The sequence below is a fragment of the Nocardioides abyssi genome (assembly GCF_030412915.1).
GTDB lineage: Bacteria > Actinomycetota > Actinomycetes > Propionibacteriales > Nocardioidaceae > Nocardioides > Nocardioides abyssi.
The window spans coordinates 316,519-333,840 of record NZ_JAUHJR010000004.1 but is presented as its reverse complement, the minus strand read 5'-3'; the positions used below and the strand labels follow the sequence as shown (position 1 = coordinate 333,840).

At 72.7% G+C, this 17,322-nt stretch carries 14 protein-coding genes; 9 read left to right on the top strand and 5 right to left on the bottom strand.

Annotated elements, in window-relative coordinates; genetic code table 11:
• Window positions 1-19 precede the first annotated feature (19 nt).
• On the top strand, window positions 20-1,672 hold the full coding sequence (locus QWY29_RS12490) for an acyl-CoA synthetase (RefSeq protein WP_300961326.1): 1,653 nt from the start codon (window positions 20-22) through the stop codon (window positions 1,670-1,672).
• A 7-nt stretch (window positions 1,673-1,679) separates the two neighbouring features.
• Window positions 1,680-2,786, top strand: a complete 1,107-nt coding sequence (locus tag QWY29_RS12485; protein ID WP_300961324.1) for an NAD(P)H-dependent flavin oxidoreductase — start codon at window positions 1,680-1,682, stop codon at window positions 2,784-2,786.
• 35 nt (window positions 2,787-2,821) lie between these two features.
• Here the strand turns inward: QWY29_RS12485 and QWY29_RS12480 are convergent, their stop codons facing one another.
• The 3 genes from QWY29_RS12480 to QWY29_RS12470 all read right to left on the bottom strand — a co-directional run bounded on the left by QWY29_RS12480 (window position 2,822) and on the right by QWY29_RS12470 (window position 6,340).
• Window positions 2,822-3,868 carry a glycoside hydrolase family 6 protein gene (locus QWY29_RS12480; RefSeq protein WP_300961322.1) on the bottom strand — a complete coding sequence of 349 codons (1,047 nt, stop codon included), beginning with the start codon at window positions 3,866-3,868 and terminating at the stop codon, window positions 2,822-2,824.
• A gap of 150 nt (window positions 3,869-4,018) precedes the next feature.
• Window positions 4,019-5,143, bottom strand: coding sequence for an acyl-CoA dehydrogenase family protein (locus QWY29_RS12475; RefSeq protein ID WP_300961321.1), 1,125 nt, complete (start codon window positions 5,141-5,143; stop codon window positions 4,019-4,021).
• Window positions 5,144-5,152: 9 nt separating this feature from the next.
• Window positions 5,153-6,340 (bottom strand): acyl-CoA dehydrogenase family protein, encoded by a 1,188-nt coding sequence (locus QWY29_RS12470; protein ID WP_300961320.1) that lies wholly within the window; start codon window positions 6,338-6,340, stop codon window positions 5,153-5,155.
• A gap of 117 nt (window positions 6,341-6,457) precedes the next feature.
• Between QWY29_RS12470 and QWY29_RS12465 the strand changes: the two genes are divergently transcribed.
• From QWY29_RS12465 to QWY29_RS12440, 6 genes are all read left to right on the top strand, one after another.
• Entirely contained in the window at window positions 6,458-7,654 is a 1,197-nt protein-coding gene (locus QWY29_RS12465) for a 3-ketosteroid-9-alpha-monooxygenase, oxygenase component (protein WP_300961319.1), read from the top strand.
• 1 nt (window position 7,655) lies between these two features.
• A complete protein-coding gene (locus QWY29_RS12460; protein ID WP_300961317.1) occupies window positions 7,656-7,949 on the top strand; it encodes a hypothetical protein in 294 nt (97 codons plus the stop codon).
• 111 nt (window positions 7,950-8,060) lie between these two features.
• Window positions 8,061-9,176, top strand: coding sequence for a ferredoxin--NADP reductase (locus tag QWY29_RS12455; protein WP_300961315.1), 1,116 nt, complete (start codon window positions 8,061-8,063; stop codon window positions 9,174-9,176).
• A gap of 205 nt (window positions 9,177-9,381) precedes the next feature.
• Window positions 9,382-11,334, top strand: coding sequence for an endonuclease/exonuclease/phosphatase family protein (locus QWY29_RS12450; RefSeq protein WP_300961313.1), 1,953 nt, complete (start codon window positions 9,382-9,384; stop codon window positions 11,332-11,334).
• Window positions 11,335-11,408: 74 nt separating this feature from the next.
• A complete protein-coding gene (locus tag QWY29_RS12445; RefSeq protein WP_300961312.1) occupies window positions 11,409-11,933 on the top strand; it encodes a hypothetical protein in 525 nt (174 codons plus the stop codon).
• A 184-nt stretch (window positions 11,934-12,117) separates the two neighbouring features.
• Window positions 12,118-12,645: a hypothetical protein gene (locus QWY29_RS12440; protein ID WP_300961311.1), complete on the top strand. Its 528-nt coding sequence runs from the start codon at window positions 12,118-12,120 to the stop codon at window positions 12,643-12,645.
• Between the two features lie 25 nt (window positions 12,646-12,670).
• Here the strand turns inward: QWY29_RS12440 and QWY29_RS12435 are convergent, their stop codons facing one another.
• Together QWY29_RS12435 and QWY29_RS12430 are read right to left on the bottom strand one after the other, a co-directional pair.
• Window positions 12,671-13,357 (bottom strand): MBL fold metallo-hydrolase, encoded by a 687-nt coding sequence (locus QWY29_RS12435; protein ID WP_300961310.1) that lies wholly within the window; start codon window positions 13,355-13,357, stop codon window positions 12,671-12,673.
• A complete protein-coding gene (locus QWY29_RS12430) occupies window positions 13,354-14,100 on the bottom strand; it encodes a maleylpyruvate isomerase family mycothiol-dependent enzyme (RefSeq protein ID WP_300961309.1) in 747 nt (248 codons plus the stop codon). The genes QWY29_RS12435 and QWY29_RS12430 overlap by 4 nt, the downstream gene beginning before the upstream one ends.
• Window positions 14,101-14,262: 162 nt before the next feature.
• Here QWY29_RS12430 and uvrA point away from each other — a divergent pair, with 162 nt between their 5' ends.
• The gene (uvrA, locus tag QWY29_RS12425; RefSeq protein WP_300961308.1) at window positions 14,263-17,322 is read left to right on the top strand and encodes an excinuclease ABC subunit UvrA; all 3,060 of its coding nucleotides are present in this window, start codon (window positions 14,263-14,265) and stop codon (window positions 17,320-17,322) included.

Below are 17,322 nucleotides of genomic sequence, written 5' to 3'. Positions count from 1 at the left end.
GTGTTCTAGTCTCGCCGCCGTGGCTCACAACATCGCTGACCTGTTCGAGCACGCGGTCGACGCCGCACCCGACAACCCGGCCGTCAAGGTCGGGGACCGGGTCGCCACCTTCGCCGACCTCGAGGCCGAGTCCAACAAGCTCGCGCACTACCTCCAGTCACAGGGGGTGGGGCCCGGCGACCACGTGGCGATCTACGCCAAGAACAGCATCGAGCACGTCGTCGCGGTGCTGGCGGTGACGAAGATCCGAGCGGTCAACATCAACGTCAACTACCGGTACGTCGAGGGCGAGCTGAACTACCTCTTCGACAACGCCGACGTCGTGGCGCTCATCCACGAGCGGACGTACGCCGACCTGGTCGCGGCCTGCTTCCCCAAGCACGACAAGCTGCGGCTCGCGGTCGTCGTGCCCGACGTCCTGGAGCCGGACGACGCGAGCGACGTGTCGTCGTACGGCGGCGTCCTGTGGGAGGACGCCCTGGCCGGCCAGTCGACCGAGCGCGACTTCGGCGAGCGCAGCGGCGACGACCTGCACATCATCTACACCGGCGGCACGACCGGCTTCCCGAAGGGCGTCATGTGGCGCCACGAGGACTTCTGGCGGGTGCTCGGCGGCGGCATCGACTTCTACACCGGCACCCCGATGGACGAGTACGACCAGTCCAAGCAGGCGACCGACCCGCGGATGGTCACCTTCCCGCTCAGCCCGCTCATGCACGGGGGCGCCCAGGCCGGCCTGCTCATGCACCTGTTCGCCGGGCACCTCACGATCCTCGAGCCGAAGTTCGACCCCGTCCGCACCTGGGAGATCATCGACCGCGAGAAGGTCCAGCTGATCTTCATGACCGGCGACGCGATGGCCCGGCCGCTGATCGAGGCCTACGAGGCGGGCGGCTTCGACGGGTCCAGCCTGTTCGCGATCTCCAGCAGCGCGGCGATCTTCAGCCCACCGGTGAAGAAGCGGTGGATGGACGCGTTCCCCAACGCCGTCTTCACCGACTCCATCGGCGCCTCGGAGACCGGCTTCCAGGGCATGGGCATGCAGGAGAAGGGCAACATCAGCGCCGACGGCCCCGTCGTCGCGCTCGGCCCGGCCAGCGTCGTCATCGACGAGGACAACCGGGTCCTGGACGTCACGACGGACATCGGCAAGGTCGGCCGCCTCGGCCGCGGTGGCCACGTGCCCGTCGGCTACTACAAGGACGAGGTCAAGTCGGCCGCGACCTTCCTGACCATCGACGGCGAGCGCTACTCGGTCCCGGGCGACAACGCCCGCATCGAGGAGGGCGGCAAGGTCACGCTGCTCGGCCGCGGCTCCAACTGCGTCAACACCGGTGGGGAGAAGGTCTACCCCGAAGAGGTCGAGATGGCCGTCAAGGGCCACCCGGCGGTGTACGACGTGCTCGTGGTCGGCGTGCCCGACGAGCGCTACGGCCAGGCCGTGGCCGCCGTCGTCGAGCTGCGCGAGGGCCACACCCTCGAGCTCGAGGAGCTGCGCACCTACCTGCGCGCGCACCTGTCGGGCTACAAGCTGCCCCGGGCGCTCACGATCGTCGACCGGGTGCCGCGCAACGCCACCGGCAAGGCGCAGTACCCGCGGGCCAAGGAGCTGGCGCTGTCCGGCCCGGCCGCCCCGTCCAGCCAGTCCGTCACCGCCACCACGGGAGCCTGAGCACCAGATGCGTACCCCCCTCTGCGACGCCTTCGGCATCGAGTACCCGATCTTCGCCTTCACCCCCTCCGAGCACGTCGCGGCCGCCGTGTCGCGCGCCGGTGGGCTGGGCGTGCTCGGCTGCGTCCGCTTCAACGACACCGAGGAGCTCGAGCAGACCCTCAGCTGGCTCGACGACAACACCGACGGCAAGCCCTACGGCGTCGACATCGTCATGCCGATGAAGGTGCCCGAGGAGGTCAAGGGACTCGACGTCTCCTCGATGATCCCCGAGGAGCACAAGCAGTTCGTCGACCAGACGCTGCTCAAGCTCGGCATCCCGCCGCTGCCCGAGGGCGAGGGCCGCGACGGCGTGCTCGGCTGGCTGCACTCGGTGGCCCGCAGCCACCTCGACGTGGCGCTCCAGCACCGCCCGGTGCTCATCGCCAACGCGCTGGGCTCCCCGCCGAAGGACGTCATCGACAAGTGCCACGAGCACGGCGTCAAGGTCGCGGCGCTCGCCGGCGCCGCCAAGCACGCGCTCAGCCACGTCACCAACGGCGTCGACATCATCGTCGCCCAGGGCTACGAGGCCGGCGGGCACACGGGCGAGGTGGCCAGCATGGTGCTCACCCCCGACATCGTCGACGCGGTCGGCCCCGACGTGCCGGTGCTGGGCGCGGGCGGCATCGGCTCCGGCCGCCAGGTCGCGGCCTCGCTCGCGCTCGGCGCGCAGGGCGTGTGGACCGGCTCGATCTGGCTCGGCACCGAGGAGTACCGCAACCTCTCCGCCAACCACTCCGCCTGGGAGACCGCGTTCACCCGCGCCACCTCCTCCGACACCGTCCGCACCCGCGTCTACACCGGCAAGCCGGCGCGGCTGCTGAAGACGAGGTGGACCGAGGCCTGGGCCGAGGAGGGCGCCCCGCAGCCGCTCCCGATGCCGCTGCAGAACCTCCTGGTCGCCGAGGCGCACAACCGGATCGTCGCCTCCAACGACCCCGACGTGATCTCGATGCCGGTCGGCCAGATCGTCGGCCGGATGAACCAGGTGCGCCCGGTCGCCGACGTGATGGCCGACCTGGTCGCGGAGTTCACCGAGACCGTCCAGCGGCTCGACGGGTTCAGCGTCTAGCGGACCCGAGCGGACCCGAGCGGACCCGAGCGGGTTCAGCGGTACGGCGTGGTGCGGGTGATCGCGAGCGCCCGCTGGAGGTCGAACGGCTTGGCCTGGCGCCGCAGCCACGGGCGGCCCGCCCAGAGGTAGCCGTCGACGTGCGCGGCCGCCAGGCGGCGTACGTCGGCGGGCAGGCCCCAGCGCGGGTCGGCCACCCGCCAGGTCGGCGGGATGCCGAGGGTGACGCAGTGGGTCTGCTTCCGCGTCCGGCACGTGGGGGCGTGGTCGAAGCGGCCGCCGTGGTGCTTGCGGTTGTGCTCGAAGGTGAAGCCGCGGCCGTTCTGCGCGGTGTCGACGGTGAAGTGCTTGCCGGCGATCCCGCGGGCGGCCAGCGCCTCGACGACCCGGGCGCCGAAGCGCACCTGCCGTGCCGTCGACTCGTAGTGCGTGGTGTTGAGGTGGAAGCCACGGACCTTGCGGATCCCGGCCCGCACGAGCTGCGTGACGGCGAGCTCCGGGTCGAGGTGGTTCCACCCGGCGGACCCGACCTCGATGTAGACGGTGGTGCGGGGGAGCGCGGCGAGGGTGCGGGCGGCGTACCCCACCAGGCGGGACAGCTCGGTCGACCCACGCGGCGCGCAGAGGGCGAACGGGCCGTCGGGCTGGAGCACGACGGCGGCCCGGGTGTCGCCGAGGGCGTCGGCGAACCGGCGGACCCACCTCTTGTACGACGTCTTCTCGGCCTTCGACGGCAGCCGCGTGCACGCCTCGTGCTCCCACGGGACCATCCGGAACACCGTCAGCTGGACGAGCGCGTCGGGGTCGCCGGCCTGCGCGTTGGTGACGTACTCCCGGACCTTCGCGCCGATCGCCCCGTCGGGGATCCAGTCGCCGAACCACTTGGCCTTCGGCGCGTCCGCGATCTGCGCGAGCAGGTCGCGCTTGCGGCCGGTCGCCCGCTCGTACGGCGCCCACGCCATCTCCGCGCCGCCGCGGTAGACGCCCACGTGCCGCCGGCCAGCGGGTTGTCGCTCGCGGCAGCCGACGCCGGCGCCGGCGCGGTCCGGGTCGCGGGCGCGGTCGAGCCGGCCGGGGACCACGGCAGGAGGGCGAGCACGAGCGCCACCACGAGGGCAGGCAGCAGCGACAGCCGGGGGACCATGGGCTCGAGGCTAGGAGACGTCAAGCAGGCGCGCCGCCGATCGGCCCAGGTGTGACCGATCGGACGACGCGGGGGGGGTGCTACCGGGTCAGGCGGGCTCGGCGGCGAGCCGGCGACCGATGAGCAGGGCCTGCTCGGTGGCGCCGCCGTGGAGCATCTCGAAGCGCTTGGCGGTCGTGAAGTACCGGTGCGCCTCGCCGTCGAGGTCGATGCCGACACCGCCGTGCACGTGGATCGTCGTGTGCGCGAGGCGGTGGCCGGCGTCGGCCGCCCACAGCTTCGCGATCGCCACCTCGGTCTCGGCGGGCAGCCCCTCGGAGAGCCGCCACGCGGCCTGCCACAGGGTCAGCCGCTGGCCGAGCACGTCGATGTAGCCGTCCGCGAGCCGCTGCGAGACCGCCTGGAACGTCCCGATCGGCCGGCCGAACTGCTCGCGGGTCTTGGCGTACGCCGCCGTGAGGGCGAGCGCGCCCTGCGTGACCCCGAGCTGCTCAGCGGCCGCGGCGAGCACGAGCAGCTGCCGCAGCCTGCGGTCGACCGCGCCGTCGGCGGGGCCGAGGAGTCGGTCCGCCGGCAGGGCGGCGCCGTCGAGCTCGACCCGCGCGACCCGGTCGCCGTCGGTGAAGGCGAGCGGGGTCACGGTCACGCCGGGGTCGTCGGGCCGGACGAGGAGCACCGCGACCCCGTCGGCGGTCTCGGCCGGGACGAGCAGCAGGTCGGCGTACGCTCCGGCGGGCACCACGGCCTTGGCGCCGGTGACGGTCCACCCGTCGCCGTCGCCGTCGCCGTCGCGGGTGGCGGTCGTCGTGGGCCGCTCCGGGGCGAAGGCGAGGTCCTCGGCGACCGCGGCGGTCAGCACCGACGTGCCGGACGCGGCGCCGGGCAGCCAGGTGGCCTGCTGCTCGGGCGTGCCGTGCTCGGCGAGGACCCGGGCCGCGGGGCCGTGGAAGGCGAGCGGGACGGGGGCGACCGTGCGGCCGACCTCGACGAGCACGCGGCACAGCTCGACGATGCCGAGACCGGCGCCGCCGTGCTCCTCGGGCAGGGCCAGGCCGAGCAGGCCGGCCTCGCCGAGGTCGCGCCACAGGTCGCGGTCGAAGCGGTCGCCGGCCTGCTCGACCGCGCGCATCCGCTCGGGCGTGGCGCGGTCGGCGAGGATCCGGGCGGCCAGCTCGGCGGCCTCGTCCTGCTCGGGGGTGAAGGAGAAGTCCATGCCGGTGCCCTACCTCTTCGCCGCGGGCAGCCCGAGGCCCACGTAGCCGATGATGTCGCGCTGGATCTCGTTGGTGCCGCCGCCGAAGGTCATCACCAGCGACGAGCGGTACATCCGCTCGAGCCGGCCCGCGAGCACCGAGCCCTCCGTCGAGGCCGGCAGCGCGGCGTTCGGGCCGACGACCTCCATCAGCGAGCGGTAGACCTCGGTGGCCAGCTCGGAGCCGTAGATCTTGGTCGCCGACGCCTCGGCGGGAGACAGGTCCACGCCGTGGTCGGCGTCGGAGGCCAGCTTCCAGTTCAGCTGGGTCAGCATCTCCACGCGGGCGTGGGCCCGGCCGAGCGCGATCTGCACCCACTCGGTGTCGATCACCCGGCTGCCGGTGGCGGTCTTCGTCTCCTGCGCCCAGGCGCGCACCTGGCGCAGCGACTGGGTGAGCGGCGCGGAGGAGGTCAGCGCGACCCGCTCGTGGTTGAGCTGGTTGGTCATCAGGGACCAGCCGCCGTTGAGCTCGCCGACGAGGTTGGAGACCGGCACGCGGACGTCCTCGTAGTACGTCGCGCTCGTGCCGACGCCGGCGACCGTGTGCACCGGGGTGTAGGAGAAGCCCGGCGCGTCGGCCGGCACCAGGATCATCGACAGGCCCTTGTGCCGGGGCAGGTCGGGATCGGTGCGACAGGCCAGCCAGATCCAGTCGGCGTACTGGATCAGCGAGGTCCACATCTTCTGGCCGTTGATCACCCACTCGTCGCCCTCGCGGACCGCGCGGGTGCGCAGCGAGGCGAGGTCGGTGCCGGAGCCGGGCTCGGAGTAGCCGATGGAGAAGTGCAGGTCGCCGGCGAGGATCCGCGGCAGGAAGTGCTCCTTCTGCTCGTCGGTGCCGTAGCGCATGATCGTCGGCCCCACCGTGTTGAGCGTGAGGTAGGGGATCGGCACGCCGTGGTCGGCGGCGACGTCGGTGAAGATCAGCTGCTCGACCATCGAGCGGGCCTGGCCGCCGTACTCCTCCGGCCAGCCGATGCCGAGCCAGCCGTCGCTGCCGAGCTGCCGGATGACGTCCTTGTAGACGCCCGCCTCGCCGAACTCACCGGTGGAGGCGGCCAGCCCGGCGCGCACCTCCGGGGTGACCAGCTCGGAGAAGTAGTCGTGGAGCTCCCCGCGCAGCGCGAGCTCCGCGTCCGATAGGGCCAGGTGCATGGTGCGGACTCCTGCCGAGTGGTACCAGTGGTGGAAAGACCGGACAGAAAACTATAACCTGTTCTCGTTTTGGTCCACCGGCACGCGGTACGGCCATCGACGATCGGGAGGCACGCGATGAGCGACACCGGTTCCAGCACCCGCTACCTGGACCAGGGCAAGCCGCCGGAGCGCTTCGCGCGCGGCTGGCACTGCCTGGGCACCGAGGTCTCCTTCGCCGACGGCAAGCCGCACGGCATCGAGGCCTTCGGCACCAAGCTGGTCGTCTGGCAGGACAGCCAGGGCGGGATCAACGTCCTCGACGGCTACTGCCGGCACATGGGCGGCGACCTGACCCAGGGATCGGTCAAGGGCGACGAGATCGCCTGCCCGTTCCACGACTGGCGCTGGGGCGGCGACGGCAAGTGCAAGCAGATCCCCTACGCCCGCCGCGTGCCGCTGCGCGCCCGCACGCAGCGCTACCCCGTCGTCATCCGCAACGGCCAGGTGCTGATCTGGCACGACGTCGAGGGCTCCGCGCCGGACATGGACGTCCTCCCGCCCGAGCTGCCCGGCATCGGCACCGACGAGTGGACCGACTGGTTCTGGGAGGTCGTGCCGATCGAGGGCTCGAACTGCCGCGAGCTGATCGACAACGTCGTCGACATGGCGCACTTCTACTACGTGCACCTGTCGTTCCCCACCAGCTTCCGCAACGTCTTCGAGGGCACCCGCGCCACGCAGTACATGGCGTCCAAGGGCCGCCCCGACGTGAGCGGCGGGTACGGCGACGCGGAGATGTTCCTCAAATCCGAGGCCACCTACTACGGGCCGTCGTACATGATCAACTGGCTCGAGGTCGACTACAAGGGCTTCATCACCGAGGTCGTCCTCATCAACTGCCACCTGCCCACCGGGCCGGACTCGTTCACCCTGCAGTACGGCATCGCGGTCAAGAAGCCCGAGGGCCTCGACGAGAAGACCGCGCAGTACATCGCCAAGAAGTACGCCACGATGTTCGGCGAGGGCTTCCTGCAGGACGTGCACATCTGGAAGAACAAGGTGCCGGTGCAGAACCCGCTGCTCTGCGAGGAGGACGGGCCCGTCTACCAGCTGCGCCGCTGGTACGAGCAGTTCTACGTCGACGTCGCCGACGTCCAGCCCGAGATGGTCGACCGGTTCGAGTTCGAGGTCGACACGACCAAGGCCAACGAGTTCTGGCAGGCCGAGGTCGCCGAGAACCTCGCCCGCAAGGCCGCCGAGGACGACGCCGCAGCCCAGGGCGTGGCCAACCCCGGGGCCGAGGGCAAGCCCCAGGTCATGACGGGCACCTGAGATGGCGTCGTTCGTCCCGCTGAGCCCCGAGACGCTGGAGGACCAGCGGCTCTACACCTCCGCCCGGCTCACCGAGGTGGCCTGCCTGGACTGCCTGGCACAGGTCGGGGTGAAGAAGAACAGCGAGCACCACACCTCGATCCAGTGGAGCACCGAGGCGCGGGCGCACTGCCCGGAGCTGAACCGGCGCGCCGGCGGCCGCGAGAGCCACGTCGGCTGCCCGCGGATGCTGGCGAGCATCGAGACCGCTGTGCGGGAGGGTGCCGTCCCCGTCGGCGCCGAGGACGGATACTGAGCACCGCTCGCGCCACCCCCTGCACGCCCCTTGCGCTGGCCCTGCTCTGCGCCCCTGCACCGCTGCCCCGCACGACGGCCCCCGCCGGCCGCCCCCGACCAGGAAGACCCCGTGGACACCGACTCCTTCGAGCTGAAGATCCTCGACGTCGTCGAGGAGACGCCCGACGCCCGCTCCATCAGCTTCGAGGTGCCCGCGGGCGCCGAGGAGCACTTCGCCTACAAGCCGGGGCAGTTCCTGACCGTCGCGGTGCCCAGCGACCAGACCGGCGTGGCGGCGCGGTGCTACTCGCTGTGCAGCAGCCCGGTCGGCGGCGGCCCGCTCACCATCACCGTCAAGCGCACCGACGGCGGCTACGCGTCCAACTGGATCTGCGACCACCTCGCGCCCGGCGACTCGCTGCGCGTGCTGCCGCCGAGCGGCATCTTCACGCCGGCCTCGCTCAGCGCCGACCTCCTCCTCTTCGCCGGCGGCAGCGGCATCACGCCGGTCATGTCGATCACCCGCACCGCGCTGGAGCAGGGGACCGGCCGGATCGTGCTGTTCTACGCCAACCGCGACGAGCGGTCGGTCATCTTCGCCGGCGAGCTGGCCCGGCTGGCCGCCGCGCACCCCGACCGGCTCGTGGTCGTCCACTGGCTCGAGTCGGTCCAGGGCCTGCCCAGCCACGAGCAGGTCAAGGCGTTCGCCGCCGGCTACGCGACGTACGACGCGTTCGTGTGTGGTCCCGCACCCTTCATGAAGATGACGGTCGCGGCGCTCAAGGAGCTGGAGTTCCCGCGCGAGCGGCGCCACCAGGAGAAGTTCGTCTCGCTGGGCGGCAACCCGTTCGGCGACCTGCACGACGTCGAGGTCGCGGAGGCCGAGATCGACGCGGCCGAGCACGAGGACGCTCTGCTGGACGAGGGGGGCGCGCAGGAGCCGTCGAGCCTCGGCGGGGGACCGGCCGGCCCGGTGCGGCTCGAGGTCGAGCTCGACGGCCAGACGCACGCGTTCGAGGACTGGGCGCCGGGCACCACGATGCTCGAGCACCTCGAGGCGAAGGGCGTCAAGGCGCCGTACTCCTGCCGCGAGGGGGAGTGCTCGGCCTGCGCCGTGCGCCTGCTCGAGGGGGAGGTCGAGATGCGCCACAACGACGTGCTCGACGACGAGGACCTGGCCGACGGCATCCGGCTGGCCTGCCAGTCCGTCGCCACCACCGACACCGTGCGCGCGACCTACAGCTGACCCGACCGGCCGACCCGACCAGCTGACCCGACCGGCCGGGCCCTCGGCGCGGGCCGCCGAGGGGCCTGCGAGAATTACAGAACTGTAGTTGCCGCGGAAGCGTTGCGTGGGGCTGGTGTGACTGGTGTGATTCATCCGCGCCCGGTCTCCCGGTCGCCTCGTCCACCGGTCCGACGAGCCCTGTTCCACCATCTCGAGGAGTCTCGTGGGAGCCCCGTCCGCGGTCGTGCTGGTCGTGCGCCGTGCGTTGGCGACCGCGCTGGGCGCCACCCTCGTGGCGGGCCTCGCGCTCGTGCTGTCGCTCACCCTCCTCGCACCCCTGGCGCCGCCGGCCCCGCCCGCCGCTGACGCTGCTGGCACCGTCGAGACCGCCCTTGCGCCGGTCGCGGCCGCGGTCCCCAGCGCGACGTACCGCACCTTCACCCTCAACGTCTGCCACTGCCTCGGCCCGAAGAAGGCGATGGCCGACGTGCGCAAGGCGCTGACGCTCGGCGACGCCGGTGGCCTGCAGGAGTTCTCGCAGCTCGAGGACCGGCAGAACCTGATGAAGCTGCTGAACGAGAAGGACTGGGGCTGGTACATGCCGACCGGCCTCGGCGTCGCGATCCCGATCGTGTGGGACCGGAAGCGGTTCCGACTGATCGAGGGCCGCTCGGTGATGACCCACCCGGCGCAGAACGGCGTCACGCCGGCGCGCTTCATCAACACCGTGCGGCTGCGCGAGCTCGGCACCGGCAAGGTCTTCGGCTTCATCAACACCCACACGATCGCCCAGGCCTCCCGCGACGCCCAGCTCTCGAACATGAACCGCATCCCGCGGCTGCGCAAGCACCTGCGGATGCTGCGCCAGGAGATCAAGCGGCTGGCCACGACGACCGAGCACGTCTTCGCCGCGGGCGACCTGAACGTCAACTACCTCGCCGACCGCCGCCGGCGCCTGCCCGGCCTGCCTACCGACGCGCTCGGCGACCTGGTCAGCTTCGACATGGCCCTGACCGGCTCGCGCGGCCAGGGGTCGCTGCTCGACTACGCGATGACCCTGCGCAAGGGCAGCGGCTTCGCGCGCACCTCCGCGACCGTCGTCCGCGGGTTCAACTCCGACCACGACGCGGTCGTCATCACCTACCGCACCAACGACCTCTTCGCGACCGGTGCGCTGCACAACCGTCCCGTCGGCGGCAGCGGCGCCGACCGGAAGCGGATCGGCGACCGGCAGGCGCGCGCGGTGATGAACGCCGAGCCGGGCGACCTGGTCCGGCTCGCGACCGCCCGGCTCGACGAGCCCGCCGTCGGCGACGCGCTGGTCGCGGCCGCCGCGGAGGGCGTGCGGGTGCAGGTCGTGCTCGGCGCGGGTGCCGGCACCGACCTCGAGCGCCGCCTGGCCGCGGCCGTCGGCAGCGACCGCTCGGCACCCTCGTGGGTCGTGCGCTGCAGCGCCAGCTGCCTCGGTGGCGCCGGTCGCACCGACACCAGCGTGCTGCTCGTCAGTCGCGCGGGCGGCACGACCGAGCTGACCATGGTCGGCGCCGGCAAGGTGGCCAAGGCGGCCCGGAACCAGTGGTCGAGCAGCTACGTCTCCTCCGACCCGGAGCTGTACGCCGGCTACGGCCGGATCTTCGCCCGGCTCGCCGCTGACACCGCCGACACCACGCGCACGCGCGTCCTCACCTGGGGGCGCTACGTCGCGCAGCTCTACCCCGTGCCGGACGTCCCGCGGCGCGACCCCGTCCTCCGCGGCCTCGCCGCGGTCGGCTGCAAGAACGCCGACGGCCTGCGCACCTCCGACGGCCGCACCAACGTCCGCGTCCTCGTCCGCTCCTGGGCCGGTGCCCGCGGCAAGCGGATCGCCGAGCGGCTGGTCACGCTGCGGCGGCGCGGGTGCGACGTGGCCGCGGTCGTGGGGCCGCAGGTCCTCAGCGGCGTACGACGCACCCTGCAGCGCGGCGGCGTGGCCGTGCGTACGGCGAAGGTCGGCGGCAACCTGCTCGTCGTCGACGGCCGGTACGGGAAGCGCGCCGGCGTGCAGAAGGCCTGGGTCGGCGGCCCGGCCTGGTCCGACGGTGCGCTGGCCGGCGACGGCGTGAGCCTCGTGGTCAGCGAGCCGGACACCGTGCGCCAGTACCTCGACGGCTTCACCCGGGTCTGGTCCAACTCCTGACCGGTCCGGTCCAGACCTCGCCCGGGCGGCGCCCGGCGGCGTGACCCGTCGCGCCCGCGCGTCGTTGGGCGGGCATGGTCACCACCCTCCTCGTCCTCGCCGGTCTCGTGCTGGTGGCGTGGCCGGTCGCCACCGGCTCGCTGCCGACCTCCACCGGGAGCGGGCGCCGCGCCGACGCCCGACGGCTGCGCGCCCTCGACCTGCGACCGGGGGAGGCGACGAGCGCCGACGTGGCGCGGCTGCTGCGTGCGCACGAGCTGCCCGCCGAGGAGGTCCGCTTCGTGCTGGCCAAGGCCGACGAGCTGGGCGTGGCCCCCTTCACGCTGTGGATGTGGGTCAAGCGGTTCGACGTGCACGCGCTCGCGGTCGTCCTCGGCGCGGACCTCACCCACGACGCCCTGCTGCACCACCTCGCGGCGGGCTCGCTGCCCGACCTCGCCGAGCTCGAGGTCTTCGCGGCGCTCAACGGCCTGCCCCGGCGCGGCTCGGCCTCGGTCACCGTCGCGCCCGAGACCGTGCGCGCCGTCGACCCCGTCCGGCGCGTGCCCGGCACCGGCCTGCGGATCGTCGACCCCGGTACCTGGCCGCACGCCGCCTGAGGGTCGGGGCACCCCAGGGCCGGCATGGCCCGAAGTGACCAGCTGGAGCGAGCCGTTCCGCCGGGGTGCACCGCGTCGCCGCGGGGCAGCATTCCCGCAACCAGTGCTCCGTGGGCCGGACGACCTCCCCCCACTCGGTCGTTACCGTCGACCGAGGGTCGCCCGTCCGGGAAGGAGGGGCGTCATGGTCGTCATCCTCGTCTGCGCCGCCGGGCTCGTGCTCGCGTGGCCGCTCGCGACCGGGTCGCTGCCGACGTCCGCCGGCGGTGGCCGCCGTGCCGACGCCCAGCGGCTCCGGCACGTCGAGCGCCACCCGCGCGACGTCACCACCGCCGACGTGGCCCGGCTGCTGCGTGCGCACGAGCTGCCCCCCGAGGAGATCCGCTTCGTGCTCGGCAAGGCCGACCAGCTCGGGGTCGGCGCGTTCACGCTGTGGATGTGGATCAAGCGGTTCGACGTGCACGCGCTCGCGGTCGTCATCGGTGCCGACATCGGCCACGCCGAGCTGCTCCGCCACCTCGCGGACGGCTCGCTGCCCGACCTCGCCGAGCTGGAGGTCTTCGCCGTGCTCAACGGGCTGCCGCGCGGTCGCGCCGCGGTCACCACGCACGAGGAACGCGCCTCCGAGCCGACCGCGATGCGGGTCGTCCGCCGCGCACCCGGCAGCGGGCTGCGGATCGAGGACCCCGGCACCTGGCCGTACGCCGCCTGAGGCCCGCGGGCCCGGCGGCCGGTCGTCACCAGCCGCGCTCGCGCCACTCCGGGAGGTGCGGGCGCTCGGCGCCGAGGGTCGAGTCGTCCCCGTGGCCGGGGTAGAACCAGGTCTCGTCGGGGAGCCGGTCGAAGACCTTGGTGGACACCTCGTCGAGGAGCTGGCGGAAGGCGTCGGCGTCGCCGAAGGTGTTGCCGACGCCACCGGGGAAGAGGCTGTCGCCGGTCCACAGGTGCGGGTGGCCGGCCGGGTCGTCGTACAGCAGCGCGACCGAGCCGGGGGTGTGCCCGGCGAGGGCGATCACCTCGAGGGTGCAGCGGCCGACGGTGACGGTGTCGCCGTGGCGCAGCGGGCGGGTGACGTCGACGCCGGTCTGCTCGGTGATCGCGACCGCGTCCGGCTCGCCGGCCAGGACGCCGGCGCCCGTCGCGGACACGACGGCCGCGAGGGCGCGGTGGTGGTCCCAGTGCTGGTGCGTCGTCACGACGGAGGTCAGCCCGGCGTCGCCGACCAGGGGGAGCAGCGTCCCGGCGTCGTCGGCGGCGTCGACGAGCAGCTGCTCGCCCGAGGCGCGGCAGGTGAGCAGGTAGCAGTTGTTCGACATCGTCTCGTCGACGGCCACCTTCGCGATCCGCAGGTGCTCGAGCTCGCGGACGTCGGCGGGGCCGCCCGGCCGCACGGCTCCGGTGTAGTCGGTCCCAGCGTCGGTCACAGTCCCTCGATCCCCGGCAGGTCGCCGTCGTCGGTGGTCGGCCCGGCCGTCCCGGGCACGGCCGGTCGGCCGCTCAGCCACCATCCCAGGCCGGCGGTGGTGCCCCGCACGACCGTCGGCCGGCCCGCGCCCGCCGGGTCGTCCCCGCCGAGCTCCCAGGTGCCCCCCCGGTCGGTGGCCTCCAGGCGGAGCGGCGCGGCGGTCGGCCGGCGGCCGACCATCGCCTCGACGAGGTCGACCGTGAACGCCTCGGGCCAGGACGCCGGCGTCGCCCCCAGCCCGAGGTCGACGTGGTGCAGCTCGACCTCGCGCAGGCGCATGGTCGGGATGCCGACCATCGGGCGGGGGAGCAGCCCCGGGGTGCGGTCGAAGGTGCCGCGCCACCCGTCGTCGGGCAGCGACGCGACGGCGTCGGCGTACGTCGTGGTGGAGGCGAGGAAGCGCTCGCGCAGGTCGGTGACGGCCGCCCCCGCGAGCTCGTCGATGTCGGCGTCGCGCTGCTCGGGCGAGGCGTACATGGCGGCCGGCTCGTCGCGCGCCGCCAGCCCGACGACGTCGGCGAGCGCCTCGGCGTTGAGGGCCAGATGGGCGACGACGTGCGCCCGGCTCCAGCCGGGCAGCAGGCTGGGGGCGCGCCAGGCGTCGTCGTCCATCGCGTCGACGCTCCGGACCAGGCGAGCGGTCGCCTCCTCCAGGGGTGACGCGTCACTCGTCGGGTGGGGGAAGGCCTCGGGCTCCGGCATGGTTGTCATCCAAGCCGGTCACCGGCCCCGTCGCCACTGTCGGTGGCGTGTGGCAGCGTCGCGGTGGGTCGATCCCGCCGCCGCGCCGGGCGGCGCGTGACCGGCCGGTACGATCGACGAACGCGTGTTCGAACGCCTGCATCCGACCTTCGAGGGACAAACGTGGCTGACCAGCTGATCATCCGGGGCGCCCGGGAGCACAACCTGAAGGACGTCTCGCTGGACCTCCCGCGCGACTCCCTCATCGTGTTCACGGGCCTGTCCGGCTCCGGCAAGTCCTCGCTGGCGTTCGACACGATCTTCGCCGAGGGCCAGCGACGGTACGTCGAGTCGCTGTCGGCGTACGCCCGCCAGTTCCTCGGCCAGATGGACAAGCCCGACGTCGACTTCATCGAGGGGCTCTCCCCGGCGGTCTCGATCGACCAGAAGTCCACCTCGAAGAACCCGCGCTCGACGGTCGGGACGATCACCGAGGTCTACGACTACCTCCGCCTGCTCTACGCCCGGGCCGGCCGCCCGCACTGCCCCACCTGCGGTGCGCCGATCGAGCGGCAGACGCCGCAGCAGATCGTCGACCGCGTGCTCGCGCTCGAGGAGGGCCGCCGCTTCCAGGTGCTCGCACCGGTCGTGCGCGCCCGCAAGGGGGAGTACCTCGAGCTGTTCCGCCAGCTCCAGGCGCAGGGCTTCTCCCGCGCCCGGGTCGACGGCGAGACCCACGCGCTCGACGACGTGCCGAAGCTCGACAAGCAGAAGAAGCACACGATCGAGGTCGTCGTCGACCGGCTCGCGGTCAAGGAGTCCTCCAAGCGCCGGCTGACCGACTCGGTCGAGACCGCGCTGACGCTCTCCGGCGGCCTGGTGCTCCTGGACTTCGTCGACCTCGAGGCCGGCGACCCGGGGCGCGAGCTGCGGTTCAGCGAGAAGATGGCCTGCCCCAACGACCACCCGATCGACGTCGACGAGCTCGAGCCGCGGTCGTTCTCGTTCAACTCGCCCTTCGGTGCGTGCCCCAAGTGCCACGGCATCGGCACCCGGATGGAGGTCGACCCCGAGCTGGTCGTCCCCGACCCGACCGCCACCCTCGGCGAGGGCGCGATCCAGCCGTGGAGCCAGGCGCACGTCGCCGACTACTTCCTGCGGCTGATGGGCGCGCTGGGCAAGGAGCTCGGCTTCGACCTCAACACCCCCTGGCAGGACCTCGGCACCACGGCGCAGCGGTCGCTGCTCGACGGCCACTCGACCAAGGTCCACGTCGTCACCCGCAACCGCTACGGCCGCGAGCGTGCCTACTACGCCGAGTTCGAGGGCGTGCGCACCTACGTCGAGCGCCGCCACCGCGAGGCGGAGTCCGACACCAGCAGGGAGCGCTTCGAGGGCTTCATGCGCGAGGTGCCCTGCCCGGCCTGCCGCGGCAGCCGGCTCAAGCCGGTCTCGATGGCCGTCACCCTCGGCTCCAAGGAGGGCGGCGGGCTCAACATCGCCGAGGTCTGCGCCCTGCCGATCAACGAGACCGCCGAGTTCCTCCGCGGCCTGGAGCTCTCCACCCGCGAGCGGCAGATCGCCGAGCAGGTGCTCAAGGAGATCCAGGAGCGGCTGCGCTTCCTGCTCGACGTCGGCTTGGACTACCTCTCGCTCGACCGGCCCTCGGGCTCGCTCTCGGGCGGCGAGGCGCAGCGCATCCGGCTGGCCACCCAGATCGGCGCCGGCCTGGTCGGCGTCCTCTACGTCCTCGACGAGCCGTCCATCGGCCTGCACCAGCGCGACAACCAGCGGCTGATCGAGACCCTCGTCCGGCTCAAGGACCTCGGCAACACCCTCATCGTCGTGGAGCACGACGAGGACACCATCAAGGTCGCCGACTGGGTCGTCGACATCGGTCCGGGCGCCGGCGAGCACGGCGGCCAGGTCGTCCACACCGGCACCGTCGCCGACCTCTACGCCCACCCCGACTCGATGACCGGGCAGTACCTCTCCGGCCGGCGGGAGATCCCGGTCCCGGCCGTGCGCCGCCCGCGCACCGTCGGCCGCGAGCTCACGGTCGTCGGTGCCCGTGAGCACAACCTGCAGGACGTCGACGTGACGTTCCCGCTCGGGATGTTCGTCGCCGTGACCGGCGTGTCCGGCTCGGGCAAGTCCACGCTGGTCAACGACATCCTCTACACGTCGCTGGCCAAGCACCTCTACCGCGCCCGCACCGTCCCGGGGCGCCACCGCAAGATCACCGGCCTCGAGCACATCGACAAGGTCATCCACGTCGACCAGTCGCCGATCGGCCGCACGCCGCGGTCCAACCCGGCGACCTACACCGGCGTCTTCGACCACGTCCGCAAGCTGTTCGCCTCGACCCCCGAGGCCAAGATGCGCGGCTACCTGCAGGGTCGGTTCTCCTTCAACGTCAAGGGCGGGCGCTGCGAGGCGTGCGCCGGCGACGGCACGATCAAGATCGAGATGAACTTCCTGCCGGACGTCTACGTCCCGTGCGAGGTCTGCCACGGCGCCCGCTACAACCGCGAGACGCTCGAGGTCCACTACAAGGGCAAGACCATCGCCGAGGTCCTCGACATGCCGATCGAGGAGGCCGTCGACTTCTTCGCCGCGGTGCCCGCGATCAACCGGCACCTCAAGACGCTGGTCGAGGTCGGCCTCGGCTACGTCCGGCTGGGCCAGCCCGCGACGACGCTGTCCGGGGGCGAGGCGCAGCGCGTCAAGCTCGCCGCCGAGCTGCAGAAGCGGTCGGCCGGCCGCACGCTCTACGTGCTCGACGAGCCCACCACGGGCCTGCACTTCGAGGACATCCGCAAGCTGCTCCTCGTGCTCGGCCGGCTGGTCGACCAGGGCAACAGCGTGCTGGTGATCGAGCACAACCTCGACGTCATCAAGACCGCCGACTGGATCGTCGACATGGGCCCCGAGGGCGGCTCGCGCGGTGGCACGGTCGTGGCCGAGGGCACCCCCGAGCAGGTCGCGGCGGTCCCCGAGAGCCACACCGGTCGCTACCTCGCGCCGCTGCTGGAGGGCAAGGAGGCCGAGCAGCCGAAGGGCAAGGCCCCGGCCTCGTCCGCGCCGCTGAGCCGCGGTGAGGCGGCGGCCAAGGCGAAGGCCGACGCCGCGGCTGAGCGGACGGCCGCGAAGAAGGCCGCGACCGCCGCGAAGCGGGCCGCCGCCAAGAAGGCACCCGCGGCGAAGGCGAGCAAGGCGACCACCAAGCGGGCCTCGGCGTAG